Origin of the sequence: Rhodococcus sp. IEGM 1307, assembly GCF_030056915.1 — a bacterium.
GTDB lineage: Bacteria > Actinomycetota > Actinomycetes > Mycobacteriales > Mycobacteriaceae > Rhodococcus_F > Rhodococcus_F opacus_D.
Genome location: NZ_JASHKW010000034.1, coordinates 28,407 through 53,838 on the forward strand (window position 1 = coordinate 28,407; position 25,432 = coordinate 53,838).

Here is a 25,432-nt window from a genome sequence, read left to right on the forward strand (position 1 = left end):
ATCCCTCGTAGTCAGGGACTCGTCGCAGGGTCGGTGCCCTCTCGGAGTCCGCGCTTGCCGGGTCCGGTATGGACCTCAGCCTGGTCGTCACCCGGAGCACCCCGCCGCGGTGGAGGGTTGCCGACCAGCTAGCCGGGGCTTGACGCTGGTACTCGTGACCTGTTTCGAAGATTGCAGGATCGACGCGCTGTTGTCAACCCGAAACCCGGAGGGTCCCGGATCCGGGACCGAGAACTCGCGTCAGTTGGGAGTCACCCCGAGGAGCGGGGCGAGCTGATTCGCAATCGGGTTGAGGTCCAGCCTGTTCGGGTCCTTCTTGGGCGTGGAGTCCCACGGCTGAACGGTGGCGGGGTCGCCGAACACGATCCGGTTCGCACTGCGGACGCCGGTGAGACTGCCCTGTGGGGCTTCGCAGGACGCGGCGGTGTTCTGCGGGAAGTCCTGCTGCGTGTCGTCGAAGTTCGGGTCGTTCCGCTTCATCTCCTGGAGGATCGCCTGGGTGCCCTCATAGCCGACGGTGCACGACGGCGGATTGTTGGTCTCGGCCACCAGGCCCAGGTGCACGGTTCCGTCGTCGGGCGCAATGGTCGACGACGCTGCCGCCACCCCCGGCAGGTACACGAACAGGGTCTGCAGGGCGGTGGCTTGCACCGAGATCGCCTTCGCCGTGACGGACAGGTTGGCGAGGTTCGTCGTGGCACCGGGTCCGGCCTCCGAGACGAGTTGCCCCAGTAGATCGCTCGCCGGATTTCCGTTGTCGATCAGCCGCCGGACGTCCGGGTCGCTGCTGCGCAGACGATCCGCGAGCGAGTCCAGGTCGGCACTGAAATCCTTGATCGCCGAGGACTGTTCGGACTGCGTATCCAGTACAGTGCGACCGTCGCGCACCAAAGCCAGTGTCCGATCGAGCGATTCGGAGCCCGACCCCGACAGCCCGGACAACGAATCCGCGAGCGACTGAAGGTCTTCGCCCTTGCCGTCGAATGCCGCACCGAGTTCCGTCACGACGGTGTGGAGCGCGTCGATCGGCACGGATTCCGTCAATCCCCGTGTGCTGGCGAGCAATTCTTCGACGGGCACCGGCGTCGACGTGTCGGCGGCGGCGATTCGGGACCCGTCCGCGAGGAACGGCCCCCGATCGGTGGCGGGCCGAAGGTCGACGTACTGCTCGCCGATCGCCGACCTGTTGGCCACGACGGCTTTCGCGGAGGCGGGAATGTCGGGCGCGCTCGTGTCGATCCTCAGTTCGACGACGACGCCGTCCGGGGTCAGGGACATGTCCCCGACGCGGCCGACCGGCACGCCGCGGTAGGCGACTTCCGCATTGGTGAAGATGCCGCCCGACGTCTCCGATTCGAGGTGCACGGTGTATTCGCCGAACCCGAGGAGATTGCCCAGGCGCACATAGTTGGCACCCACGTAGACGAGGCCCGTGAGAGCCACGAGAACGAAGCCGATCAGCTGCCACCGGACGAGCGGCGACCTCACCGTCGACCCTCGATGTCGCGTCGCCCGAACGCCGTCCCCGCTGCGGCTGGCAGGCACCGGTTCGCGAAATGACTGTTGATGGCGGCGGCAGACACAGGCACTCCGATGACAGTGGGATACGTGAGACAAGCGGTCACACATATATCTAGTCCGGTCGCCGTAGCAGCGCAAACTCCGAACCACCCTCGGTGGCGCACGTCGCTCGACGGTCTTGACTGAATTTTCAGTTTGGAATATCTTCGGTTCCCAACAGGACGTGATGACAGTCACCTCCGCCCCGAAATGTGAGGTCCGCAGTGTCCACGAATCTCGACCCGACGACGCCCCTCGACGACACCGCCCCCTCCCCGCCGGAGGACCGCTTCGGACACGTCGAGACGATCGGCGTGGAATACATCCCCGAATCGGAACGCGATTCGCGACCGCTCAACATGCTCGCCGTGTTCTTCGGCGGCAACCTGGCGTTCTCGGTGATCGTGTTCGGCTGGCTCCCCATCACGTTCGGACTCGGGTTCGGCAGCGCGATCGCGGCCAGCGCGGTCGGCATCGGACTCGGCACGCTCCTCATCGCTCCCCTGTCACTCCTGGGCCCGCGCACCGGCACGAACAACACCGTGTCGAGTGGTGCGCACTTCGGAGTGAGCGGACGGATGATCGGCTCGGGGCTCACCCTGCTCTTCGCCCTCGCGTACGCCGCGATCGCGGTCTGGACCTCGGGTGACGCGCTGATCGCCGCCGCCCACCGCCTGCTCGGCACACCGGTCGACAACGGCATGCTCGCCCTCGGCTACGGCATCATCGCCGCCGAGATCGTGGCCGTCGCGCTGTTCGGCCACGGCACGGTGGTCGCGCTCCAGAAGTTCGTGCTGCCCGTCGTTGCCGCGCTGCTCCTGCTCGGTGTGTTCGCGTTCGGGGGTCGCTTCGACGGCGGGTCGGGCAGCGGCGACTATCTCCTCGGCGGGTTCTGGCCCACCTGGATTCTGGCCGTGGTGCTCGCCGTCGGCGGTCCGCTGTCGTACGCCCCGACACTCGGCGACTACAGCAGGCGGATCTCCCGGGTGCGGTTCAGCGACCGTACGATCGTCGCGGCCACCATGGCAGGCATCTTCTTCGGGCTGTTCCTGACCGCGGCTTTCGGATCGTTCACCGCGTCGACGTTCACCACGCTGAGCGACTCCTACGTTGCCGACCTGGTGGCGGAGGCGCCCGGTTGGTACGTGCTGCCGATCGTCCTCGTCGCCCTCGCAGGAGGACTCGGCCAGGGCGTCCTCAACGTCTACGCCAGCGGTCTCGATCTGGAAGCGCTGATCCCCCGGTTGCGCCGCGTCCACACCACGCTGATCACGTCGGCGCTCGCGGTCGCCCTGCTCTACATCGGCGTGTTCGTCGTCGACGCCGTCGATTCGATCACCGCGATGACCTTGGTGCTCAACGGTTTCGCCGCGCCGTGGGTGGCGATCAACGTCGCCGGCTTCCTGGTTGCGCGGCGAGGGCAGTACGACGCCGTCGACCTCCAGGTCTTCAATCTGGGCCGCAGGGGTGGGCGCTACTGGTTCACCGGCGGCTGGAACCTGCGCGCCGTCATCCCGTGGGCGGCCGGATCCGTGTTCGGCGTCCTCGCCGTCGACACGTCGCTGTACTCCGGGCCCCTTGCCGACATCGCGCACGGTGTCGATGTCAGTCTTGTCGGATCGTCGGCCATCGCCGTGGCCGGCTACCTCGCCGCGCTGCGACTGTGGCCCGAACATGTGGCCCCGGTCGAGGCGCCGAGGTCCTAGGGCGGCACGAACCGAAGGAGATTCACCGATGAGCGAGCGACGCGATGCGATTCTGAAGGCCAGCGCGACGGCCATTGCCCAACGAGGCATTCGCGGGCTTCGCGTCAACGATGTCGCGGAGGTCGCGGGCGTGTCGCCGGGACTGCTGTACTACCACTTCAAGGATCGCATCGGCCTCCTCGAGGCCGCCCTGAACTACATCAACGACCGTGCCCGCGCCTACCGCAGCGAGGGTGAGGGATCCGGCGACTCCGCTCGCGACCGCCTCACCCGCTCCCTCCTCGGGGAGATCCAGGACCGTCCCGAGGTCGTAGAGAACTCGTTGGCCTGGAACGAGTTACGCGCCTCCGCTGTGTACGAGGAGGCGCTGCGGGAGCCCCTCGCGCGGACCACCGCGGCGTGGGTGTCGGAGATCGCCGACGCGATCGCCCAGGCGCAGGTCACCGGCGAGATCTCCCGCTCGCTCGACCCCCAGCCCACCGCGATCACGATGACGGCCCTCGTCGAGGGTCTGTCCGGGCGGTGGCTCTGCAAGGAGATCTCCACCGAGGACGCCCGCTCCCATCTGCTCGGCGCGATCGACGTCGTGATGTCCGAGCCCACCCACCACATTGCCGACACCCCCGTCACACCCACACCGAAGGAATAACCATGACCATTCGCACGATCACCGCACTGCCCGCACCGTCCTCACCGGCGCGCTTCACCGAATCCGCCCGCACACCGCTGCGGGTCGGACTGGTACAGCACCGCTGGCGACCCGATGCGGACGCACTGCGCACCGCGTTGACCGACGCGATCGGCGAGGCAGCCGCACTCGGCGCTGCGGTGGTGTTCCTGCCGGAACTCACGTTGTCGAAGTACCCCGCCGACACCCGCGCGACCGGGGCCCCCGGCCGCGACGCCGAGCACCTCACGACCGGCCCCACGTACAGTTTCGCGGCCGCCGCCGCTGCCCGGCACGGGGTCTGCGTCCACGCTTCCCTCTACGAACGAGCCGACGGCCCCGACGGTCTCGGTTTCAACACCGCGATCCTCGTCGCCCCGTCCGGTGAATTGCTCTCCCGGACCCGCAAGCTGCACATCCCGGTCAGCGCCGGCTACTACGAGGACACCTACTTCCGCGGCGGTCCCGCCGACGACGCCTACCCCGTCTACCGCCCGGGCGAACTGGACGGTGCCGCACTCGGTTTGCCGACGTGCTGGGACGAATGGTTCCCCGAAGTCGCGCGGATGTATTCGCTCGGCGGCGCCGAGATCCTCGTCTACCCCACCGCTATCGGGTCGGAGCCGAGCGCCCCGTCCTTCGACACCCAGCCGATCTGGCAGCACGTGATCGTCGGAAACGGCATCACCAGTGGCACATTCATGGTGGTCCCGAACCGCTGCGGCAACGAGGGCGGCATCGACTTCTACGGTTCCTCGTTCATCTCCGACCCGTACGGCCGCGTGCTCGTGTCTGCTCCCCGCGACGAGGAGGCGGTCCTGGTGGCCGATCTCGACCTCGATCAGCGGAAGGACTGGCTCGATCTCTTCCCGTTCCTGACCACCCGCAGGCCGGACACGTACACCCGGCTGACGGATCCCGTGGACCACGAGCACCCCTACGGACTTCCGACGACGGTATCGGCCGCGGAGACCCGGTCATGACCTGGCGGATGCCGAGCGAGACCGAACCGCAGGAACGGGTGTGGATGGCGTTCCCGCCCCTCGGGGCCTCGATGACCGCGACCGCGGACGACGCGCACGAGGCGCGAACCGCGTGGACGGCCGTCGCCCACACGATCGCCGAATTCGAGCCGGTCACCATGGTCGTCGATCCGGCGGATCGGGATGTCGCCCGGCAGTACTTGTCCGCGGACATCGATGTGGTCGAGGTTCCCCTCGACGACGCCTGGATGCGCGACATCGGACCCACGTTCGTCCTCGACGAGGACGACCGCCTCGGTGCCGTCGACTGGACGTTCAACGGCTGGGGACAACAGGAGTGGGCGACCTGGGATCGCGACCGGTCGATCGGCGCGGCCGTCACCCGGTGGTCCGGTGCGCAGCCGGTCCCGTCGTCGATGGTCAACGAGGGCGGCGGGATCCAGGTCGACGGTCGCGGAACCGTGCTCGTCACCGAGACCGTGCAACTGGACCCGCTGCGCAACCCCGGCCTGGACGCGGCGGGAGTCGAGGCGGAACTCGCGCGCACGATCGGCGCCGAGCACGTCGTCTGGCTCCCCCGCGGCCTCACGCGAGATTCCGAGAAGTTCGGCACCAAGGGGCACGTCGACATCGTCGCGGCGCTGCCCGCACCGGGGGTGGCTCTCGTGCACTCCCAGCGCGACCGATCCCACCCCGACCACGAGGTGTCCGCCGAGATCCTGAAGGTGATGTCCGACAGCCGTGACCGTTCCGGTGCGCCGTGGCGGATCGTCGAGGTGCCTGCCCCGACGGTCCTGCGTGACGAGGAGGGCTGGGTCGACTACAGCTACATCAATCATCTCGTCGTCAACGGCGGCGTCATCGCATGCGGCTTCGACGACCCTCACGATGCCCTCGCCCGCGACATCCTGTCGAGCGTCTACCCCGGTCGCCGCGTCGTCACGGTCGATGCCCGGCAGATCTTCGCGCGGGGCGGCGGCATCCACTGCATCACCCAGCACCAGCCTCGCGGGCGGATCTAGCGGGCACTGTTCTCGCTGTCCACTTCCGCGAGCCGCCTCGCCAGGAATCGCCGGGTCGGTTCGTTCGCCGCCAGACCGATCGCGGCGCGGTACTCCGCGCTCGCCTCGGCGGGCCTGCCCGCTCGGCGCAGCAGGTCGGCGCGGGTCGCGTGCACGGTGTGCGTCCGCGCCAGCCTCGGCTCCCCGGCGAGTGCGTCCAACTCGGCGAGGCCGGCGTCGGGGCCGTCCCGGAAGCTCACTGCGACAGCGCGATTGAGACGGGCGGCGGGCGAGTCACCGTACGTGCCGAGTTCGTCGTATCCGGCGACGACGGCGTTCCAGTCGGTCGCCGTCCAGTTCGGCGCCGTCGCGTGGGCGGCCGCGATCGCGGCCTGCGCGCTGTACGGACCGCTTCCCCTGCGTCGTGCGGCCCGCAGGCACACGACGCCTTCCTCGATCTTCGCCCGGTCCCAGCGCCGACGGTCCTGCTCCTCGAGTGAGACGAGATCACCCGCGTCGTCCGTTCGCTGAGCACGCCTGCTGTCGTGAAACAGCATGAGCGCCATCAGCGCCCACGCCTCACCCTCGTCCGGCATCAGCTCGCACAGCAACCGGCCGAGCCGCAGCGCCTCCTCGCAGAGTTCGTCGCGGATCGCGGTGTCGCCCGACGTCGCCGAATAGCCCTCGGTGAACACCAGATAGATGCAGGCGAGTACCTGCGGGGTGCGCTCGGGCAGCAGATGGTCGGGCGGGACCCGGAAGGGGATACCGGCGGTCCGGATCTTCGACTTCGCTCGGCTGAGCCGTTGGGACACGGTCGGTTCCGGGGCGAGGAACAACCGGGCGATCTCCGCCGGCCTCAGCCCGGCCACCAGGCGGAGAGTCAACGCGACCTGCGACTCCGGGGACAGCGCAGGATGGCAGCACGTGAACATGAGCCGCAACTGGTCGTCACGCACCGGCCACACCTCTTCCTCGTCCGGAGGGGGAACGAGCCGAGCCGCATCGTGCTCCTTGTCGCCGCGCAACGACTCCCGGCGCAACCGGTCCAGTGCCCGGTTGCGGGCGACGGTCGTGATCCAGGCTCCCGGGTTCTTGGGCAGTCCCGCCTCCGGCCAGCTGCGGATCGCCTCGGCGAACGCCTCCTGCACCGCGTCTTCCGCGAGGGACAGGTCGCCGACCATCCGTGCCACGGTCGCCAGCGCCCGACCGGACTCCTCCCGGAAGACGCGGCTCAGCGTGTCGCCGTCCATTACTCGGCGTAGGCGACGATCTGCCGGAGTTCGACGCAGCCCTTCGGCGTCACCGGGATCTTCGCCGACAACGCGATCGCACTCTCCCGGTCCTCGGCTGCGAGCACGTACAGACCGTTCGCGACCTCGGCTGTCTCGGCGAAGGGGCCGTCGGTGAGAAGGAGTTCCCCGTCGCGAACGCGGATCGTCGTCGCGGAGTCCGGCGGATAGAGGGCCCCGCCGCCACGCACCGCGGACCCGGCGAGCCGACCGAACTTCTCGTGCTCGGCCATTCCCTCGTCCCACTGGGGTGTGCCCGGCGCCACCGCCGCCGCCACCGGTTCGCGGAGCAGCGCCATCCAGCAGCCTGTCTGATCGGTCACGGGCATCCACTCGAACATCGGCCACAACTCGATGATCGCCTCCGGGATGTGCCGCGCCACATTCAGCACCTCGTCCAGGTCCGGCCCCTCGAGGACATAGAAACCACCGATCACCTCCGCGGTCTCCGCGAACGGACCGTCCGTGATCAGCGCGCGGCCGCCCTCGTTCCGGATGGTCGCCGCCTCCCCGCTCGGATACAAGGCACCCCCTCCGACGATCGCGGAGCCCGCTCTCTCCGTGAACGCCTGGTGGCGCGCAACGGCCACCGCAAACTCCGGACTGTCCGGTGCCCATTCGGTGGCGTTCTTCTCGTCCGCCAGCAATGCCAGGTAGTACATGGGGTCATCCTTCCTCGAAAAGAAGAAACTCGGGTGCTCCTTCTGACCAGACGACGAAGAAGAGGGACGAACTTCGACACGTGCGGTGAGAGAACCGGCACCTGCGGGTGAAGAATGGACGACGAAGCCCTACGAACCACCAACTGTTCACCATCTGGCCACTTGATCGTGAGATAACGAGCCGTACGCACCACCACCCGCTCAGAGAAGGAATTCTGGATTGTCTCTCCAGTCGCCGACGGATTCGGACCTGTCGCTCCGTATACCCCGGGAATTCCTCCGCCGTGAATTCGCACCGGCGCCGCGCACCCTCGTCGACATCCTGTTCGCGACGGCCGAGGCGAACCCCGAAGCCCCGGCGATCGACGACGGCTCGACGTCGCTCACCTACCAGGAACTGCTCGAGGAGATCCGGCAGACCGCGGAGGTCCTGGCCGAGTCGGGAGTCGGGGCCGGCGATCGCGTCGGAATCCGCATGCCGTCCGGGTCCTGCTCGCTCTACGTCGCCATCCTGTCGACTCTCGCTGTCGGCGCCGCCTACGTGCCCGTCGACGCGGACGACCCCGAGGAACGCGCCGAACTCGTGTTCGGTGAGGCGCAGGTCCGGTGCGTGATGACCGGCACCGGGATCACCGCGGGCACCGCCCCCGACAGGGCCGAGTCGCCGAGCGCCCGCCCGCCGACCGTCGACGACGACGCCTGGATCATCTTCACCTCCGGTTCCACCGGCACCCCCAAGGGGGTCGCGGTGAACCATCGCAATGCGGCGGCGTTCGTGGATGCCGAAGCCCGGATGTTCCTGCAGGAAGACCCGATCCGGCCCGGCGATCGGGTGCTGGCCGGACTGTCGGTCGCGTTCGACGCGTCCTGCGAGGAGATGTGGCTCGCGTGGCGTCACGGCGCCTGCCTCGTGCCCGCGCCCCGGTCCCTGGTGCGCAGCGGCATGGACCTCGGGCCGTGGCTCGTCGCGCGCGACGTCAGCATCGTCTCGACGGTGCCGACCCTCGCGTCGCTGTGGCCTGCCGAGGCCCTCGAGGCCGTGCGCCTGCTGATCTTCGGTGGCGAGGCCTGCCCACCCGAACTGGCGGAGCGACTCGCCGTCGACGGACGCGAGGTATGGAATACGTACGGGCCCACCGAGGCGACCGTCGTGGCGTGCGGCGCCCTGATGGACGGCAAGAGTCCGGTCAGTATCGGCCTCCCGCTCGACGGCTGGGACCTCGCAGTGGTCGACGCGACCGGTGAACCCGTCCCCGAGGGCGAGGTGGGCGAACTGGTCATCGGCGGTGTCGGCCTGGCCAGGTACCTCGACCCGCAGAAAGACGCCGAGAAGTACGCACCAATGCCGACACTCAGCTGGGATCGCGCGTACCGCAGTGGCGACCTCGTCCGCCTCGACCGCCGCGGACTTCTGTTCCAGGGTCGCGCAGACGATCAGGTGAAACTCGGTGGCAGGCGGATCGAACTGGGCGAGGTCGACAACGCCCTGCAGAACCTTCCCGGCGTCGGCGGCGCCGCCGCTGCCGTCCGCCGGACCGGAGCCGGTCACCAGGTACTCGTCGGCTACCTTGTCAGCACCAACCCCGACTTCGACCTCAAGGCGGCGCACGCGGCGCTCACCGAGCAGCTGCCGGCGGCGCTGGTTCCCCGGTTGGTCCTGGTCGACGAACTGCCCACCCGCACGTCGGGCAAGGTCGACCGGAACGCCCTGCCCTGGCCCCCGCCGGGTATCGACGACGCCGCGGAGAAACTGGGTCTCGAGGGCACGCAGGCCTGGGTCGCGGGGCTGTGGACGGCGATACTCGGCGCCGAGATCACGGGCCCCGACGACGACTTCTTCGAGCTCGGCGGCGGATCCCTCTCGGCAGCCCAGCTGGTCACGGCGCTGCGCGAACGGTTCCCCGAGGTGACGGTCGCGCAACTCTACGACCATCCGCGGCTCGGTTCGCTCGCGGAATACCTCGACGAGCTGGCGCCGATCGACGCCGCCGAACCCCGCATCGTCACGCCGACTCCGCGACGGAGCCAGCTCGCGCAGATCGCGGCCACGGTTCCGCTCACCACGCTCACCGGCCTGCAGTGGGTCACGTGGCTGGCCATCGCGAACAACGCCTTCTCGTGGTTCACGACGGTGTCGTGGGCGCCCACGGTGTCGTGGTGGTGGATTCTGCTCGCGTTCTTCGCGTTCATCAGCCCGGTCGGCCGGATGGCGATCTCGGTGATCGGCTCACGGATCCTGCTGCGCGGACTCGAGCCGGGAACGTATCCCCGAGGCGGCAGCGAACACCTGCGACTGTGGGTGGCGCTGCGCCTGACCGAGGCCAGCGGCGCCGCGAACCTGTCTGGCGCGCCGTGGATGCTCTACTACGCGCGGGCACTCGGCGCCAAGGTCGGCAAGGGGGTCGACCTGCACACGCTCCCGCCGGTCACCGGCATGCTCGAACTCGGCGACGGTTGCTCCATCGAACCCGAGGTCGACCTGTCCGGGCACTGGGTGGACGGCGACGTCGTCCACATCGGTGCGATCAAGATCGGTCCGGGTGCGTCGGTGGGCGCCCGGTCCACGTTGATTCCCGGCGCCACCATCGGGCGAAACGCCGAAGTCGAGGCAGGTTCCGCCGTGTTCGGACGCGTCAAGGCCAATCAGCACTGGGCGGGTTCACCGGCGGTCAAGGTCGGCAAGGCCGTCCACCCGTGGCCCGAGGAGACTCCACGCCGCGCGGCCTACTGGGTTCCCGCGTTCGGCGTGACGTCGATGCTCATCGCCGGACTGCCGATCTTCGCCCTCGTCGCCGGCATCGTGGTCATCGGCTGGTGGATCCGCGACGCCGGCACGATCGGATCCGCCGTACTCCAGTCGCTGGTGATCCTTCCCGTCGCGACGCTCGTCAGCCTCGCCGTATTCGCCCTCCTCACGGTCGTGTCCGTCCGGCTGCTGTCCATCGGGCTGCGTGAGGGCTACCACCCGGTCCGCAGTCGCATCGGCTGGCAGGTGTGGGCCACCGAACGACTCATGGACTCCGCCCGCACGTTCCTGTTCCCGCTGTATGCGAGTCTCCTGACGCCGGGATGGCTGCGGTTGCTCGGCGCCCGGATCGGCAAGAACGTGGAAGCGTCGACCGTGCTCATGCTGCCGAAGTTCACCACCGTGGCGGACGGCGCATTCCTCGCCGACGACACGATGATCGCGAGTTACGAACTCGGCGGCGGCTGGATGCACATCGAACACGCGAAGGTCGGCAAGCGCGCCTTCCTCGGCAACTCCGGGATGACCGGTCCGGGTCGGCGCGTGCCCAAGAACGGTCTCGTCGCGGTGCTCTCGGCCACGCCGTCGAAGGCGAAGTCCGGGTCCTCCTGGCTGGGCAGTCCCCCGGTGCGCCTCCGCAGGGCGCCCGGCGACACCGACGCCTCCCGCACGTTCCGTCCCCCGGTCCGGCTCAAGGTCGCCCGCGCGGTCGTGGAGACGTGCCGCCTCATCCCGGTGACGGTGACGTTCGGAATCGGCCTCGGCGTGCTGTTCGCGCTGCAGGTGCTGGCTCACCACATCGGCTTCTGGCTCGCGGCACTGGCGAGCGGTGTCGTCCTCCTCGTCGCGGGCGCGGTCGCCGGGCTGATCTCCGTGATCGCGAAGTGGCTGGTGGTCGGCCGGATCGGGAAGATCGAGCACCCGTTGTGGAGTTCGTTCGTGTGGCGGAACGAGGTGTCGGACGCCTTCGTGGAAACGGTCGCCGCACCCTGGTTCGCCCGTGCCGCGACGGGCACCGCCGTCCTCAACGTCTGGTTGCGCGGCCTCGGAGCCACCATCGGCAAGGGTGTGTGGTGTGAAACCTATTGGCTGCCCGAGGCGGATCTCGTGACGCTGGGCGACGGCGCGACCGTGGAACGGGGGTGTGTCGTGCAGACTCACCTGTTCCATGATCGGATCATGTCCATGGACACCGTCATCCTCGGAGCCGGCGCCACCCTCGGCCCGCACTGTGTCGCGCTGCCCGCCGCCCGGATCGGCGAAGGCGCCACGGTCGGCCCGGCCTCGCTCGTCATGCGCGGCGACACCGTGCCGCCGTCCACGCGGTGGCAGGGAAATCCGATCGCCCCCTGGGCGGCCACGTGAAGGCTGACAAGGGGATCGACGAGCCGGTCGACCCGTATCTCCCCCAGAACGGAAACCGCGGATACCGGGTGTCCCGGTACGAACTCGACCTCACCTACAAGGTTCACAGCAACCGGCTGGCAGGCAAGGCCACGATCACCGCGGTCACCACCGAGGCCCGCTCCCGGTTCGCCCTGGATCTGGCGTCCAATCTGCACGTCACGAAGGTCGCGACCAACGGTTCCCGCAACACGAAGTGGTTGCATCGGAACGGCAAGCTGATCGTCACGCCCGCGCAGGCGATCCCCGCGGGCGGCGCCCTCGTGCTCACCGTCCAGTACGGGGGTTCGCCTAAACCGATCCGCAGTGTGTGGGGTGAGGTCGGCTGGGAGGAGTTGTCCGAGGGCGCGCTGGTTGCCAGCCAGCCCAACGGGGCGGCGTCCTGGTTCCCGTGCGACGACCACCCGAGTTCGAAGGCCAGTTACCGCATCGCGATCACGACCGATTCGCCGTACTACACGGTGGCCAACGGTGCGCTGGTGAGCAGGCAGACGCGGGCCAGCCAGACGACGTGGGTGTACGAGCAGACCGAGCCGATGGCGAGTTATCTGGCCACCATCCAGATCGGGCCGTACGAACGCCGAAGCCTCGGTTCCGCCGGAGTCCCCATGTTCGCCGTCCACCCGCCGCGGCTGCGTCCGACGTTCGACGTGGACTTCGGCCGGCAGCCTCAGATGATGGACGTGTTCTCCCGACTGTTCGGCCCGTACCCGTTCGCCGACTACACGGTGGTCGTGACGGACGACGAGCTGGAGATCCCGCTCGAGGCGCAGGGACTGTCGATTTTCGGTGCCAACCATTGCACGGGCCGGCGCGGATACGAACGTCTGGTGGCGCACGAACTCGCCCACCAGTGGTTCGGCAACAGCCTGACACTCGGTCAGTGGCGGGACATCTGGCTGCACGAGGGTTTCGCCTGTTACGCGGAGTGGATCTGGTCGGAGAACTCCGGCGGCCCTTCGGCGCACCAGCTCGCACAGCAGGCGCATCAGGGCCTGGCCCGCAAGCCGCAGGACCTGGTGATCGCCGATCCGGGACCGCAGCTGATGTTCGACGACCGCGTCTACAAGCGCGGCGCGCTCACACTCCACGCGTTGCGACGACGGCTCGGCGACGACAAGTTCTTCGGGCTGCTGCGGCAGTGGACGCTGGCCCATCGCCACTCCACCGTCACGAGCGAGCAGTTCACCGACCTGGCCACCCACTACACCGACGAGCCGCTGCGCCTGCTGTGGGATTCCTGGCTCGGCGAGAAGACTCTGCCGCCGATGTGAGCTGCGGTCACTCCGGGTTCGGCAGGTGCGCGCGCCACTTGGTGAGTGCGAGCGCAAGACAGCCGGCGGCCGCGATCGTCCCGAAGAGGAACATTCTCGGGTACGTCACCGCTGGGAACGTCTCGGACAGGTAGGCCATCACGGCCGGCGTCCCGAATCCCAGGTACGTGAGCGAGTAGAAGACGGCGGTCAGTCCGGCGAGGTCGTTCGGGCCCGCGATCCGCTGAATCTCCTGCAGTCCCGACACCATGGCCATGCCGTATCCGCAGCCGAGCACGACGGCGGCGGCGAGCGCGAGCGGAACGGTCAGCGCCGACGCGGCGACGGCGGCGACGCCCATTCCGACGAGGACGACGACGAGTGACACCACGACGGCACGCGCGTTGCGGGGGGTGTCGATCTTGCGTCCGAGCGCCTGGATCGCGAATCCCGCCCCGAGGCCGACCATGCACATGAGCGCCGAGAACGCGAGCGGCAGCCCACCGGTGTTCCCGGACATCAGGGATGGCAGGACCGCGTAGGCGGCGGCCGCAGTGCCGAACACCCAGGGTGCGAGCGGCGTGATCACGAACAGGAATCGCTTGTGGGCGGCGGACGGGATCGCGAGGTCGCGGGCGAGCGAGACTCGTTCGGAGACCGGCTGGGCCGCGCGGGTCTCCGGGGCTCGCCACAGTGCGACGGCAGCGGCGACGGCGATCGCGCTGTGCACGACGTACGACAGGACACTCGGCAGGGGCGCCCACTGCGCGAGGACGCCGGCGACGCCCGCGCCGAGGCCGAATCCGCCGGTCAGGCTCATCGCTGCCCGTCGCGCACCGGCACCGTCCGTGGCCGCGGGATCCCACGGCGCGGTCGACAGTTCCTTCACCCAGCTGCCGCCGACGGCCATGCCGAGGCCGAGCGCGACCCCGCACAGGACGCGGCCGACGATGAGCATGGCCGCAGAGTCGGCGCCGAGGGCCAGGAGCGCGGAGCCGGCGATCGTCAGGAACGGTGCCGGGAGCAGGATCGGCCGTCTGCCCAGCCGGTCGGACAGTGGTCCGCCGAGGAGGAGGGCGGGCACGATCCCGACAACGTAGGCGAACAGGAACAGATCTACCGTGACCGGCGAGAAGCCGTGATCGGCGCGGTACATGCCGAGGAGCGGCGTGAATTCGTTGCCGCCCCACGCGACCGCGAACATGGTCGCGGCCACCAGCAGCCAGGCGCGCGGCGACGCGAGGGTCTCCGGCACCTCGATCGGGGATTCGCGGACGAGGGTCATCGCGCAGCTCCTCTCGGGTTGAGGGCGTGGACCTGGCGCATGTGGACGAGCACCGCGGCGTCGAACCCGGCGGCGTCCCCCGCTTCGACGAGTTCGGTCAGCTGCTGGTGGTCGGCGATGATCCTGGGTAGCTGTCCCGGGTCACGGGTGATCGAGTGTGCCGTCATGCGGCGCTGACGCTCGCGGATGCTGGAGTAGAACGTCGCGAGCAGCGGATTCTCGCCCGCCTCGACGATCATCCGATGGAAGTCGGCGTCGGCGGCGCTGAAGGCGGCGACGTCGCCGCGCTCGGCGATCTCCCGCTGCTCGACGAGGTTCTCGCGCAGGCGGGCGACGAGGAGTTCGCGGGCGTGTGGCTGGTCGGCCAGCACCCGGACGCTGTGCGTCTCGACGAGCTGCCGCGCGTCGACAACGTGTTCCGCCTCGCCGTCCGCGACGGGCACGATGAGCGCGCCCCGCTTCGGGTACAGCCGCATCCAGCCCTCGGACTCGAGCCGGAGGAAGGCTTCGCGCACCGGGGTACGACTGAGCCCCATGCGCCCGGCGATCTCGCCCTCGCTGATCAGCTCACCGCCGGGCAGACCGCCCGACAGGATGAGCTCCTTGACCTCGCGATAGGCCTGCTCCGCGGCGGAATACAACATAGACACAAGAAGTATTTAACACCTGGAGCCGGGTGCGGGTCTATGCACGGACAGCCACTGTGAGCTCTATCTCCACGGGTGCGCCGGACGGCAGGGCGTACACGCCGATCGCGCTGCGCACCGGCAGAGCGTCGGCCCCCAGGCATTCGACCAGCACGTCCGACGCGCCGTCGGCCACCGCGGACAGCTCACGGAAGTCCGGGGTACAGGCGACGAAGACGCTCATGCGCAGGCACCGGGAGATCGCCGCCGTGCCGCCGACGGCCGAGGCTATCGCGGTGATCGCGTTCCTCGCCGCCAACCCGGCCGCCTCCCGGGCCCGCGGGATGTCCAGGTCCCGTCCGACGACGCCGGTAACCGTGAGCACACCGTCGCGGCGTGGCGTCATCCCGGCGCTGTACGCGATCCCGTCGTGCACGACCGCGGGAATGTAGCGGCCCTGGGGCCGTGGGGCGGCGGCGACGGATTCCTGCTCAGACACCGAGTGCTATTCCTTCCTGGCGGGGGTCGGCGGCGCCGGACAGCAGGCCGCGCGCTGCGTCGAGGGAGATGATCTGCGCGCTCCCACCGGCGGCCCACGGACCCTGCAGTGCAACATCGTGACCCAGGCTCTCCAACTCGGTGCGCACCTCCTCCGGAATGCGGGACTCGCACCGCAGTTCCGCCGGGCGGCCGACCACATCGGCGTCACTGCCCGGGAAGACCGTGAAGCGGGGCGCCGCGACGGCCTCCGCCGGGTCGAGTCCGTGATCGAGCAGGTGCGAGATCAGTTGCATGTTCCATTGCACCTGCCCGTCTCCGCCCGGGGTGTTCCCGACGTGCAGGAGATTCCCGGACGTATCGGTGATCACCCACGCGTTGAGGGTGTGCAGCGGTTTACGCCGCGGCGCCGCGGCGTTGGGATGCCCCGGGATCAGATAGGCCCCGCGGCCGAATCGGTTGTTCAGCACCACTCCGGTGCCGGGGACGGTCATCTTGGCGCCGAACGTGAAGGCGAGCGAGTGGATGAAACTGACCGCGCGGCCGTCGGAGTCCACCGCGACGGTCGAGGTGGTGTCACCGGCGCTCACGCTGAAGGCGCCCGACGACGCCCGGCGGCCGTCCAGCCTGTCTCTCGCCGCCCCGATCGCGGTCGGCTCGAGCACGGCCCGCCACCCGTCGTTGCCGGCGCCGCAGGTCGCGAACCGATCCTCGAAGGCCAGACGGGCCGCTCGCGCCATGCGATCGACGGCCGGAGCGGTGAGCAACGGGGAGAAGCCGACGACGCCGTCGTTCAGCGCCGCCTGCTGCAGCACCATCCATCCGGGGGTGGGCAGGGGCGTCTGGTGAACGACCGCGCCGGCGTAGTGTCCGCTGATCGCGGACTCCGGTCGCACGTCGGCGCCTGCCGACCACTCGTCCCCGCCGAACGGCGCCCCACCGGCGCGGAGCGCCTCAACCGCCTGCTGAGCGAACGGGCCGGTGTAGAAACCGTGCACGTCGCGCGCCAGTGCCTCGATGGTCCGGGCCAGGTCGCGCTGCGGCAGCCGCTCCCCGACCTGCGGCAACCGGCCGTCCGGGAGGTACACCGCACGCAGTCCGGGGTCGGCGGCGATCGCGGTCTGCGCCTCTCGCACGTCGTCGCGGGTCCTGGCCGAGCAGGGAAGCCCCTTCTCCGCCGCGCACACCGCCGGTGCCCAGAGGTCCATCAGCGAGCGGGTGGAACCACCCGCGTGCAACGCGCCGAGGGCGGCCGGCGCCCCGGGAACCGCCACCGCCAGCGCCCCGTCGAGGGGAATCGACCGCAGTCCACGTTCGGTGTAGAAGTCCACGTCACCGCCGTCGGGCCCGAAGCCGCTGCCCCCGACCGTCCACACCGATCCGTCCGGTTCGCGGACGACGGCGAACGCGTCACCGCCGATTCCGCATTGCCCCGGCAACGTCAGCCAGGTCATCGCGGCCATGGCCAGCGTCGCGTCGATGGCGTTGCCTCCGTCGGCCAGAACGCGGGCACCTACCGTGCTCGCCGCGGGATGACTGGACGAGACCATGCCGTCGGCGGAGAGAGTGGACGGTCGGGGGTTCACTTCATGCACCCCCGCGCGGCCCGCCGGCGCGGGATGGAACTGGTGTCGTCGGGGTCGACGCCGACGAAGATCTCGCCGTCACGTTCCTCGACCGGGTAGGTCTTGATGGCCACCGTCGCCGGTGGGCACACGGGTTCCCCGGTCTCGAGATCGAATACGCTTCCGTGGCAGGAGCATCCGATACCGTCGTCGACGAGTTTCCCGGACGAGAGCAGGCAGTCCAGGTGTGTGCAGTAGTTGGACGTGGCGTAGGCCTTCCCGTTCAGGCGGGCCACGGCGAACTCGTGTTCACCGGCGAAGAAGCGGCGCACGATGCCTTCGGAAACCTGTCCGGAGCGCGCAACGCGAGTGAATTCCATGGTCTTCTCCCTCTGTCGACAGGTAGGTCTCAGGCCGAAGGGCTGAGGTAGACGGTCTTTTCGGCTTGGTAGAACTGCATCATCGAGTCACCCGCCTGTTCCTTGTGGGTCTGCGTGCTCGAGGCCTTGTATCCGCCGAACGGAGCGTTCATGCTCATGCCGGTGGTGGGCTGGTTGATCTTCACCAGGCCCGATTCGGAACGGCCCGCGAACGCAAGCGCCTTCGTTACGTCGTTGGTGACGATTCCCGCGCTGAGCCCGAATTCGGTGTCGTTCGCGAGCGCGACGGCATCGTCGAAGCCGGACGCCCGCAGGAAGACCAGCAGTGGTCCGAACACTTCGTCCGTGACCACCCGCATGTCAGGGCTGCCACCGGCGAACACGGTCGGAGCAGCGAAATAGCCGTTCCCCCTGTCGAGACTTGCTCCGCCGCAAACCAGTTCGGCTCCTTCGTCGCGGCCGATCTGCACGTACTCGAGGAACTTGGCGAGCTGCGCCTTGCTCGCGAGAGCTCCCATGCCCACACCAGGTTCGGCGCCCGGGCCGACGGTGATCCCTTCGGCGAGTTCCACCACGCGGTCCAGCAACCGGTCGTGGATCTCGTCCACCGCGATCACCCGGCTGGTGCCCGTGCACGCCTGCCCGGACAATCCGAAGGCGCCCTTGACGATCAGTGCGGCCGCCTTGTCCACGTCGGCGTCGCCGAGAACCACGACGGGGTTCTTGCCGCCCATCTCGAGCTGGCTGCGGCGAGACGGACCCACCGCCGCGTGGATCGCACGGCCCACCTGGGTGGAGCCGGTGAACGTCACGGCATCGACGCGCTCGTCCGCCGCGACCGCGCCGCCGGCGCGACCGGAACCCTGGACCAGGGCAAGGGCACCGGCCGGAAGCCCCCCGGCCAGCAGCGCCTCGACCAGCCGCTGTCCCATCAGCGGGGTGAGTTCGGATGGTTTGAACACCACGACGTTTCCGGCGGCCAGCGCCGGTCCGAGTTTGCGCGACGGAATGTTGAGCGGGAAATTCCAGGGGGTGATCGCCCCGACGATTCCGACAGGTTCGCGCAGGGTGATGACGAGCCCCTCCCCCGGGGTGGGGTACGTGCTGCCGGTGGTGCGGAGCGCCTCGCCCGCGTAAAAGCGCAGGTTCATCGGTGTGCGACCGACTTCCATGGTCGCCTCCGTCCGGGTCTTGCCCTCCTCGCGGACGAGTTCGTCGACGAGGTCGCCTGCCCGCGCCTCGAGGTGCGCGGCCGCCGCTTCCAGGATTGCCGCGCGGCGTTCCGGGGGCGTCGCGGCCCACTGCGGCGCCGCCTTGGACACCGCGCTGACGGCGGCATCCACGTCGGCCTCGGTGGAATCCGGGAACACGCCGATCACGTCGTCGTGATCCGCGGGATTGCGCCGCTCGAACGTCGCTCCGGAAGACGACGGGACCCACTGCCCGTCAATGAGATTGAGTCCCTCGATCATGACACCGTCACCAATTCCTCGTCGTCGTCCATCAGGTCGAACAGGTCGACGTCCTCGTCCGCCAACCGGGCAGGCGCGATCGACCGGCCGATCAGTTCTCGGGCCGCGCTGATCTCGTCGCCGCGGTCGAGCGTGAAGGCGCCGCGCACGACACCGCTGTCCAGATAGAAGGCGGTGAACTCGCCGTCGTCGGCGCTGCCGCGAAATACCAGGTCGGTGTAGCGGGCGGCGCCGGTGAACTGGATGTTCTTGCCGAACTGATCGGACCAGAACCAGTGCACGGGGTCCACCACCCCGACGCGTCCGAGCATGAGGTTCGCGGTCGCCGCCCCCTGCTTGCTCGCGTTGTCGAAGTGTTCGACGCGAACGTGCCTGCCTGCCGCGTCGGAGAATCGCGCTGCCACGTCGCCGGCGGCGTAGACGTGTGGAGTCGAGGTCCGCCCCTGCGCGTCCACGAGGATTCCGCCGTCGACGGCCAGTCCGGAGGCCTGCGCGACCTCGACGTTGGGGACGATCCCGATGCCCACCACCACGACGTCGGCCTGGAGCACCTCGCCGCCCTCGAGCGCGATGAGCACGCCGTCGGGCTGGGTCGTCACGGTGTCGACCCGGACGCCGCCGCGGACGGTGACTCCGTTCCCCCGGTGCAATCGAGTGCAGACGTCGCCCATCTCGGGTCCGAGGATCCGAGCGAGTGGCACCGCGTCGGCTTCGAGAACGGTCACCTCGGCGCCCAGGGCTGTTGCAGTGGCGGCAATTTCGAGTCCGACGAAGCCTCCGCCGATCAGCACCAGACCGACGCCGGGACGAAGGTGGGCGGCGAGCCGTTCGGCGTCGTCGATCGTCCTCAGGTAGTGCACCCGTTCGGGCGCAGGCCCGTTCACCGGCATCGTGCGCGGTCTGCCGCCGGTCGCGATCAGTACCGCGTCGGCCGCGATGCTTCGCCCGTCGGACAGTTCGACCGAACCACCGCTCGCGTCGATCCGGGTCACCGTCGTGCCGGTGAGGAGTTCGACGTTCTGTTTGTCTCGCCACGCGTCGGGAAGCAGCATCAACGATTCGCGATCCTCTTGCCCGGCAAGGAATTCCTTGGACAGCGGTGGCCGCTGATACGGCGCGTGCGACTCGTCGCCGACGAGGAGGATCCTGCCGTCGAATCCTCGGCGTCGCAGGGTGCGCGCCGCGACGGCAGCGGTCTGGCCGGCGCCGATGGTGACGATGGTGTTCAACGTCATGGGGTCACTCGCTCTCTCAGTCGACTTCGGCCGGCGAAGTCGCGGTCTCGGCGTAATCGGGGCTGCGGGTGAGATCCACGTAGACGACGTCGTCCTCGACCTTCACCGCGTAGGTCGGCTGGCACAGGTCCTGGTCTTCCTCGTAGCCGGTGTCGAGGTCGAACGCCCACTGGTGGCCTGGGCAGATGACCCGCCCGTGCAGCAGGGTGCCTTTCGCCAGTGACCGATCCTGATGGATGCACAGATCACGAAAGGCGTAGATCCGGTCGTCGGCCTGGAACAGGGCGACCGCGGTGTCGCCGACCTCGACGCGAAGCTTCCGGCGGCGGCCGAGCTCACGGACGGTGACCAGCCGGGTCCAGTTCGTCTCCATCGTTCTCTCCTGTCGGGCGAGATGCCTGCGTCGGGAGGGGCCCGATGCGGGCCCCTCCCTGCGCACGGTCAGGCGGTCGCGAGCTCGAGGTCGGTTGCCACGTACGTGTCGTAGAGCCCCTTCGTGTACGAGAAGCGCATCTCGGCTCCCCACTGCACGAGTTGCAGGCAACGCTGCTGCAGCTGCGGGGTATCGGCGTGGTCGAGCACGATCTGGTATCCACGCTCACCGTGCACGACGTCCGACGTGATGTGCAGGTCGAAGAATTCGATCTCGTCCTCGGTGAACCCGTACACCTCACGCAGAGGAACGATCTGCTTCTTGTAGATGCTCGGTACCTGCGACTCGAGTCCGACGACGAGTGCGGCGGTGGCCACGACGAAGTGCTCACGCTGCGACACCGCGTAGCACCAGGACTGCAGACCGCGGGTGATCGCGTTCATGTTCGACGGGTCCTCGACGCGTTCCTTCGTGGTGCCGCACGCCTCGGCGAACTTGATGAGGAGGTCGGTGTGCCGGATGTCGGCCAGTTCCTCCTCGTACATGTTCTGAAGGGTGAAATCCTTTGCATTGGTGAAGGTGTCGGGGGTGTTCGAGTAGATGTTCGCGAGGTAGTCGGCGAAGGGTCCGACGTAGTGGTAGTGGTTCTCCGCCCACCGCGCGAAATGGTGCTTCTCGAGCTTGCCCTCGGCCCACGCCTTGCTGAACGACGCGTTCTTCGCCTCGCGGCCCTTGATCGCGTTCTCCAGAGCTGCGCGGAAATCGTCCCTGCCTAGAAGTTCGGTCATGATGTGCCTCGTCTTCCTCGAGTATGAGATTGGTTGGGGATGCTCCGACTGGAGTGAACTCGACGTTATCGACTCCCGGTCTGCCCGACCACGGTCGAAGTGACTGCGTTGGAAGGGTTTCGATGTGCACGTTGTCGGCACATCGTGGACGTTCAGCTGGGTACTGCGGCGAGGACTTCGAACTCGGCCAGCATCGCCGCACCGACCGCCTTGTCCTGCTTGCCGTTTCCGCCGCTGATGCCGACGCCGCCGACGATCTGGCCGTCGAAGACGAGGGGAAATCCGCCGACGAACACCGCGAACTTGCCCGGCAGCATCTGGCTGATGCCGAATGCCTCGTTCCCGGGCAACGCGGGACCGTCGGGAGCCTCGTTGAACAGGTGCGTTGCCCGCTCGTGGCCGGCGGCGGTGAACGCTTTCGCGATCGCGATGTCGACGCCGGTGAGGCGCGCTCCCGGCAGTCGGTGCAGGGCCAGCACGTTGCCGCCGTCGTCACAGACGCACAGGGTCTGCTTGACGCCGATTTCCTCGGCCTTCGCGCGTCCCGCGGCGAGCAGTGGGAGTGCGTCGTCGAGGGTGATTCGGTGAACCTGATGCATTGTCTTCTCCGTTGCGTATTCGGGAGGAAGTGATGCACCGATTTCTATCACCGGCATCGCCGGAGGAACCATGGTCAAACTATCCGGCAATCTCGGCGAAATCAGGGCATAGTGCATAGGCAGTGCAGGCGTGCGCTCCGCCATACTGCACTTTTCGACCACCCGAGGAGGGTCCGCAGTGGACGACACCACGACACCGGCCGCAGAGGACGAGCGACTGTCGTTACGCGGCCTGCTGGAAGAGCCCCTGCTCGCGTCGGCCCGGCTGCTGTCCGGTACGGACGCCCTGAGCGGTCCGGTGACGTGGTGCCTGCCGTGGGGTGAGGTGCTGAGCAGGCCCGATTCCCTCGCCGAGGTCGCTGTGTACACCCGGCCCGAGACGCTGTCCGCGCACGGACGTGAACTCGAGTCGCTGGTGGCGCGGGGCGCCGGGGTCCTTCTCGTCGACGGGTCGGCGCCCGCGGGCACGGTCTGGCCGACCGGACTCACGGTCGTGGAGCTGGGTTTTCCCGTCGGGTTCACCGCACTCAACCGGCTCCTCGCCGAGCGCGCACTCACCCAGGAAGCGCACGTGATGCGCTACGCCCTCACCGTGCACCAGTCGCTTGCGGGGTTGCTGCACCGCGGCGCGGGCCTGCCGATGCTGATCCGTGAGGTCGCGACGCTGACCTCGGACGTCGCCGTCGCCCTGGACGTCCGGGGACGCCTCCTCGCGCACGCCGGCCTCCCGGACGTCGAGGACGCGGGCACCGTCGCCCTGCTGGAGGCTCTCGCGGACGCCTTGCCGCGCCTCGAGGAATCACCACCGGCACGGATGCACAACGTTCACGTGTTCCGCCTGGAGCATCCGGAGGGACTGTTCGCGCCCACGACGGCAGTCGCCGGGGCCATGCAACTCGCCGGCCGCTACGAGGGCTGGATCGTGGTCGTCGTCCCCGGGGCGAACCCCCGCAGACACGACATCGCACAGCACCGGGTGGTCGTCGAACAGGCCGGAACGATCATCGGCACCGAGATGCTCCGGCAGCGGAGCGTGGACGAGGCCGAGGAGCGGGCGCGCGGAGACTTCGTCCAGGCCCTCGTGCACGGAAACTTCGCCAACGACCACGACCTGCGCACCCGGGCCGCGCTGCACGAGATCGATCTGGACCTGCACTACATCGTGTTCGTCGCCCCCGGTCTCGTCGACCGGGCGTCGGGACTACCCGGCGCGAGCATGGTCCGGCTGGCACGGTACGCCGCCGGCGTCCTGCCGCGTCCGGGCGTACGTTCGCACGTCACCGTCATCGGCGACGTGCTCGTGGTGATCCGATCGTTGAGCTCCGTCGACACGCCGGGTGTCGAATCCGAGATCAGCGAGTACGCCCACGCCATGTCGCTCGATCTCGAAACCCGTTTGGGTCAGCGGATTCCGGTGGCCCACGGACGTCCCGCGGCGGGTGCCCGCGATGTCGGGGAAAGCTACCGCGAGGCCCGCATCACCCTGGGCATCGCCCAGCGGCTCGGACTGTCCGGTTCGGTGGCCTACAACGACCTTCGCGGGTTCAGTGTGCTCGCCCGCGCCACCGACACCGACGAGAGCCGACGGCTCATCCGTGACGTTCTCGGTCCCCTTCGGGCGTCGAGTTCGCATGCCGACACCGAGGAGTTGCTGTTCGCCTACCTCGAGGAGGGCGGCAACATCAACGCCGCCGCACGGCGCCTCCGGATCCACCGGAACACGATGATCGCCAAGCTCGATCGCACGTCTCGGCTCATCGGCATGGATATCCGGGAACCCGAGAACCAGTTCACGCTGTGGCTGGCTCTCCGTCTCGATCTGCTCTCCCAGGTGCAGGACACCGTCAACCACGAGATCGTGACCCGCTAGCCCTCAGCCGGCCACCGGGTTCTCGCCGGCGAACGTCCCGGCCAGTCCGGCGAGCACAACGACGGCCGCCACGGCGAACAGCAGTCCGTACGGATCGGCCGACAGGTGCGCGGCCACGCCCACCCAGGCGGCGCCCACGGCCGAGCCACCGAAGCGGATGAGGTTGAACAGTCCCAGGCCGGTTCCGACGGCCCCGGCGGGCGATCGGGTCGAACCGGCCGCGGCGGGTGTCTGGACCATGCCGATCCCCACTCCGGCGACGAGGAGCACGGCGCCGACGGCGACCGGGTTCCGGACGTCCGCGGACAACGTGATCGCCAGGGCCACTTGACTACTGACCAACACCGCCAGACCGGTTCGCATCACCACCCGGGCCCCGATCCTGTCGACGAGACGCCCGACGACGGGCGCCACGCACGTCATGACGACCGGTAGCACGAAGAGCATCAGCCCCGCCTGCGTGGTCGAACTGCCCGTGCCCGTCAGGTAGAGCGGAAGCGCGAGCAGCAGGGCCCCCAGCGCGAACATCTGGGTGAACGCAGCGAGCGCACTACGCAGGAACCGCGATTCGATCACCAGGTCGATGGGCACGAACGGGTTCGCCGCCCGCCGGCAGTGGAGCACGAACCCGGCCGTGACGACGACTCCGGCGCCGATGGTCGTGATGCTGACCCAGGCGGGTACCTGCTCCATCGAGACGGTCGTGAGGCCGAGGATCAGCAGGACCGCGCCGAGTGTGACGGTGGACGCTCCGATCACGTCGAGCCGCATCTTCTTGCCGGGGTAGCGCGGGATGTAGCGGAGGGTCGCGGCGTACCCGATCAGGGCGACCGGCACCAGTGGCACGAACGCCCACCGCCAGCCGCACCAGTCGCTGACGATTCCACCCATGGACGGGCCTACGGCCTGCCCGATCCCGTTCACCGCAGCCCAGGCGCCGACGGCGCGCGCTCGCCGTGCGGGCCCGAACAACCACGCGATCAGGCCCATGACCGCGGGCGCGAACGCGGCCGCGGCGATCCCGCCGAGCGACCGCCACAGCACGAGCACGGGCAGGGACGGTGCGAGCGCCGCACCGAGCGAACAGGCCGCAGTTCCCAGTAGGGCGGCGCAGTACACGCGCCTGCGCCCGAACCGGTCTCCGATCCACCCGGCCAGCGGCATCGTCGCAGCGAAGGTGAGGAGGAATCCGACGACGACGAAGATGCCGCTGCCGAGACCGGCGTCGAAGTCGGTGAGGATCGCGTTCAACGGGACGTTGACGATGTTGTTGCTGACCGTGCCGACGAACGTTCCGGCGAGCAGCGCCGCCAGCGCGGGCGACGTGCCGGGTCCGCGTTCGTCACCCGTGGTTGCACTCTGAGCCTGACCGACCGCCGTGTTCATAGAGTCCACTTTCATCCGAGAATTCGCGTTCCGGCGATGCCAGTTCTCGCCGGAATCCCTTACCGCGGCCCGCTCGCCAAG

At 68.8% G+C, this 25,432-nt stretch carries 21 protein-coding genes and 1 riboswitch; of the genes, 7 read left to right on the forward strand and 14 right to left on the reverse strand.

The genetic code is table 11. The features are described 5' to 3' along the window. Positions 1-45 precede the first annotated feature (45 nt). Positions 46-160, reverse strand: a riboswitch (SAM riboswitch). Positions 161-240: 80 nt separating this feature from the next. Then, the gene (locus tag QM841_RS40215; protein ID WP_283336369.1) at positions 241-1,488 is read right to left on the reverse strand and encodes an MlaD family protein; all 1,248 of its coding nucleotides are present in this window, start codon (positions 1,486-1,488) and stop codon (positions 241-243) included. Positions 1,489-1,784: 296 nt separating this feature from the next. Here QM841_RS40215 and QM841_RS40220 point away from each other — a divergent pair, with 296 nt between their 5' ends. From QM841_RS40220 to QM841_RS40235, 4 genes are read left to right on the forward strand one after another with little or no spacing between them, the layout of a single operon-like run. Further along, a complete protein-coding gene (locus QM841_RS40220; protein ID WP_283336370.1) occupies positions 1,785-3,266 on the forward strand; it encodes a purine-cytosine permease family protein in 1,482 nt (493 codons plus the stop codon). Positions 3,267-3,294: 28 nt separating this feature from the next. Continuing rightward, positions 3,295-3,915: a TetR/AcrR family transcriptional regulator gene (locus tag QM841_RS40225; protein ID WP_283336371.1), complete on the forward strand. Its 621-nt coding sequence runs from the start codon at positions 3,295-3,297 to the stop codon at positions 3,913-3,915. 2 nt (positions 3,916-3,917) lie between these two features. Then, positions 3,918-4,916 (forward strand): nitrilase-related carbon-nitrogen hydrolase, encoded by a 999-nt coding sequence (locus QM841_RS40230; protein ID WP_283336372.1) that lies wholly within the window; start codon positions 3,918-3,920, stop codon positions 4,914-4,916. Then, positions 4,913-5,938 carry an agmatine deiminase family protein gene (locus tag QM841_RS40235; protein WP_283336373.1) on the forward strand — a complete coding sequence of 342 codons (1,026 nt, stop codon included), beginning with the start codon at positions 4,913-4,915 and terminating at the stop codon, positions 5,936-5,938. Before QM841_RS40230 ends, QM841_RS40235 begins: the two co-directional genes overlap by 4 nt. Here QM841_RS40235 and QM841_RS40240 read toward each other — a convergent pair. After that, entirely contained in the window at positions 5,935-7,170 is a 1,236-nt protein-coding gene (locus tag QM841_RS40240; protein WP_283336374.1) for an RNA polymerase sigma factor, read from the reverse strand. The genes QM841_RS40235 and QM841_RS40240 overlap by 4 nt on opposite strands. Further along, entirely contained in the window at positions 7,170-7,871 is a 702-nt protein-coding gene (locus QM841_RS40245) for a YciI family protein (protein ID WP_283336376.1), read from the reverse strand. The genes QM841_RS40240 and QM841_RS40245 overlap by 1 nt, the downstream gene beginning before the upstream one ends. Positions 7,872-8,091: 220 nt before the next feature. Between QM841_RS40245 and QM841_RS40250 the strand changes: the two genes are divergently transcribed. Together QM841_RS40250 and QM841_RS40255 are read left to right on the forward strand one after the other, a co-directional pair. Further along, the gene (locus QM841_RS40250; RefSeq protein WP_283336378.1) at positions 8,092-11,982 is read left to right on the forward strand and encodes a Pls/PosA family non-ribosomal peptide synthetase; all 3,891 of its coding nucleotides are present in this window, start codon (positions 8,092-8,094) and stop codon (positions 11,980-11,982) included. Further along, a complete protein-coding gene (locus QM841_RS40255; protein ID WP_283336379.1) occupies positions 11,979-13,295 on the forward strand; it encodes a M1 family metallopeptidase in 1,317 nt (438 codons plus the stop codon). The genes QM841_RS40250 and QM841_RS40255 overlap by 4 nt, the downstream gene beginning before the upstream one ends. A 7-nt stretch (positions 13,296-13,302) precedes the next feature. Here QM841_RS40255 and QM841_RS40260 read toward each other — a convergent pair whose 3' ends face one another. The 10 genes from QM841_RS40260 to QM841_RS40305 all read right to left on the reverse strand — a co-directional run bounded on the left by QM841_RS40260 (position 13,303) and on the right by QM841_RS40305 (position 22,095). Continuing rightward, on the reverse strand, positions 13,303-14,559 hold the full coding sequence (locus QM841_RS40260) for an MFS transporter (RefSeq protein WP_283336380.1): 1,257 nt from the start codon (positions 14,557-14,559) through the stop codon (positions 13,303-13,305). Then, on the reverse strand, positions 14,556-15,203 hold the full coding sequence (locus tag QM841_RS40265) for a GntR family transcriptional regulator (RefSeq protein ID WP_283336381.1): 648 nt from the start codon (positions 15,201-15,203) through the stop codon (positions 14,556-14,558). The genes QM841_RS40260 and QM841_RS40265 overlap by 4 nt, the downstream gene beginning before the upstream one ends. A 40-nt stretch (positions 15,204-15,243) precedes the next feature. Beyond that, the gene (locus QM841_RS40270; protein ID WP_283336382.1) at positions 15,244-15,684 is read right to left on the reverse strand and encodes a RidA family protein; all 441 of its coding nucleotides are present in this window, start codon (positions 15,682-15,684) and stop codon (positions 15,244-15,246) included. Further along, a complete protein-coding gene (locus tag QM841_RS40275) occupies positions 15,677-17,269 on the reverse strand; it encodes a gamma-glutamyltransferase family protein (RefSeq protein ID WP_283336383.1) in 1,593 nt (530 codons plus the stop codon). The genes QM841_RS40270 and QM841_RS40275 overlap by 8 nt, the downstream gene beginning before the upstream one ends. Further along, a complete protein-coding gene (locus QM841_RS40280) occupies positions 17,266-17,628 on the reverse strand; it encodes a Rieske (2Fe-2S) protein (protein ID WP_283336384.1) in 363 nt (120 codons plus the stop codon). The genes QM841_RS40275 and QM841_RS40280 overlap by 4 nt, the downstream gene beginning before the upstream one ends. Before the next feature lie 29 nt (positions 17,629-17,657). Further along, positions 17,658-19,100, reverse strand: a complete 1,443-nt coding sequence (locus tag QM841_RS40285) for an aldehyde dehydrogenase family protein (RefSeq protein ID WP_283336385.1) — start codon at positions 19,098-19,100, stop codon at positions 17,658-17,660. Then, complete coding sequence (locus QM841_RS40290; RefSeq protein WP_283336386.1) at positions 19,097-20,335, reverse strand: NAD(P)/FAD-dependent oxidoreductase; 1,239 nt, start codon at positions 20,333-20,335, stop codon at positions 19,097-19,099. Before QM841_RS40290 ends, QM841_RS40285 begins: the two co-directional genes overlap by 4 nt. A 16-nt stretch (positions 20,336-20,351) precedes the next feature. After that, a complete protein-coding gene (locus QM841_RS40295) occupies positions 20,352-20,708 on the reverse strand; it encodes a Rieske (2Fe-2S) protein (protein ID WP_005245022.1) in 357 nt (118 codons plus the stop codon). 68 nt (positions 20,709-20,776) lie between these two features. Then, positions 20,777-21,496, reverse strand: coding sequence for an iron-containing redox enzyme family protein (locus QM841_RS40300; RefSeq protein WP_009477440.1), 720 nt, complete (start codon positions 21,494-21,496; stop codon positions 20,777-20,779). A gap of 152 nt (positions 21,497-21,648) precedes the next feature. Next, complete coding sequence (locus tag QM841_RS40305) at positions 21,649-22,095, reverse strand: GlcG/HbpS family heme-binding protein (protein WP_283336387.1); 447 nt, start codon at positions 22,093-22,095, stop codon at positions 21,649-21,651. Between the two features lie 178 nt (positions 22,096-22,273). On the opposite strand from QM841_RS40305, the gene QM841_RS40310 reads away from it, so the two are divergent. Beyond that, on the forward strand, positions 22,274-23,965 hold the full coding sequence (locus QM841_RS40310; RefSeq protein ID WP_283336388.1) for a PucR family transcriptional regulator: 1,692 nt from the start codon (positions 22,274-22,276) through the stop codon (positions 23,963-23,965). A 3-nt stretch (positions 23,966-23,968) separates the two neighbouring features. Here QM841_RS40310 and QM841_RS40315 read toward each other — a convergent pair whose 3' ends face one another. Further along, positions 23,969-25,351: an MFS transporter gene (locus tag QM841_RS40315; protein WP_283336389.1), complete on the reverse strand. Its 1,383-nt coding sequence runs from the start codon at positions 25,349-25,351 to the stop codon at positions 23,969-23,971. Between the last annotated feature and the right edge of the window lie 81 nt (positions 25,352-25,432).

Excerpts from the sequence above, each read along its gene's own strand:
- QM841_RS40315 (WP_283336389.1), bottom strand. The coding sequence starts at position 25,351 with ATGAACACGGCGGTCGGTCAGGCTCAGAGTGCAACCACGGGTGACGAA.
- QM841_RS40235 (WP_283336373.1), top strand. The coding sequence starts at position 4,913 with ATGACCTGGCGGATGCCGAGCGAGACCGAACCGCAGGAACGGGTGTGG.
- QM841_RS40290 (WP_283336386.1), bottom strand. The coding sequence starts at position 20,335 with ATGACGTTGAACACCATCGTCACCATCGGCGCCGGCCAGACCGCTGCC.
- QM841_RS40285 (WP_283336385.1), bottom strand. The coding sequence starts at position 19,100 with ATGATCGAGGGACTCAATCTCATTGACGGGCAGTGGGTCCCGTCGTCT.
- QM841_RS40305 (WP_283336387.1), bottom strand. The coding sequence starts at position 22,095 with ATGCATCAGGTTCACCGAATCACCCTCGACGACGCACTCCCACTGCTC.
- QM841_RS40300 (WP_009477440.1), bottom strand. The coding sequence starts at position 21,496 with ATGACCGAACTTCTAGGCAGGGACGATTTCCGCGCAGCTCTGGAGAAC.
- QM841_RS40295 (WP_005245022.1), bottom strand. The coding sequence starts at position 20,708 with ATGGAGACGAACTGGACCCGGCTGGTCACCGTCCGTGAGCTCGGCCGC.
- QM841_RS40245 (WP_283336376.1), bottom strand. The coding sequence starts at position 7,871 with ATGTACTACCTGGCATTGCTGGCGGACGAGAAGAACGCCACCGAATGG.
- QM841_RS40240 (WP_283336374.1), bottom strand. The coding sequence starts at position 7,170 with ATGGACGGCGACACGCTGAGCCGCGTCTTCCGGGAGGAGTCCGGTCGG.
- QM841_RS40260 (WP_283336380.1), bottom strand. The coding sequence starts at position 14,559 with ATGACCCTCGTCCGCGAATCCCCGATCGAGGTGCCGGAGACCCTCGCG.
- QM841_RS40225 (WP_283336371.1), top strand. The coding sequence starts at position 3,295 with ATGAGCGAGCGACGCGATGCGATTCTGAAGGCCAGCGCGACGGCCATT.
- QM841_RS40265 (WP_283336381.1), bottom strand. The coding sequence starts at position 15,203 with ATGTTGTATTCCGCCGCGGAGCAGGCCTATCGCGAGGTCAAGGAGCTC.
- QM841_RS40280 (WP_283336384.1), bottom strand. The coding sequence starts at position 17,628 with ATGGAATTCACTCGCGTTGCGCGCTCCGGACAGGTTTCCGAAGGCATC.
- QM841_RS40230 (WP_283336372.1), top strand. The coding sequence starts at position 3,918 with ATGACCATTCGCACGATCACCGCACTGCCCGCACCGTCCTCACCGGCG.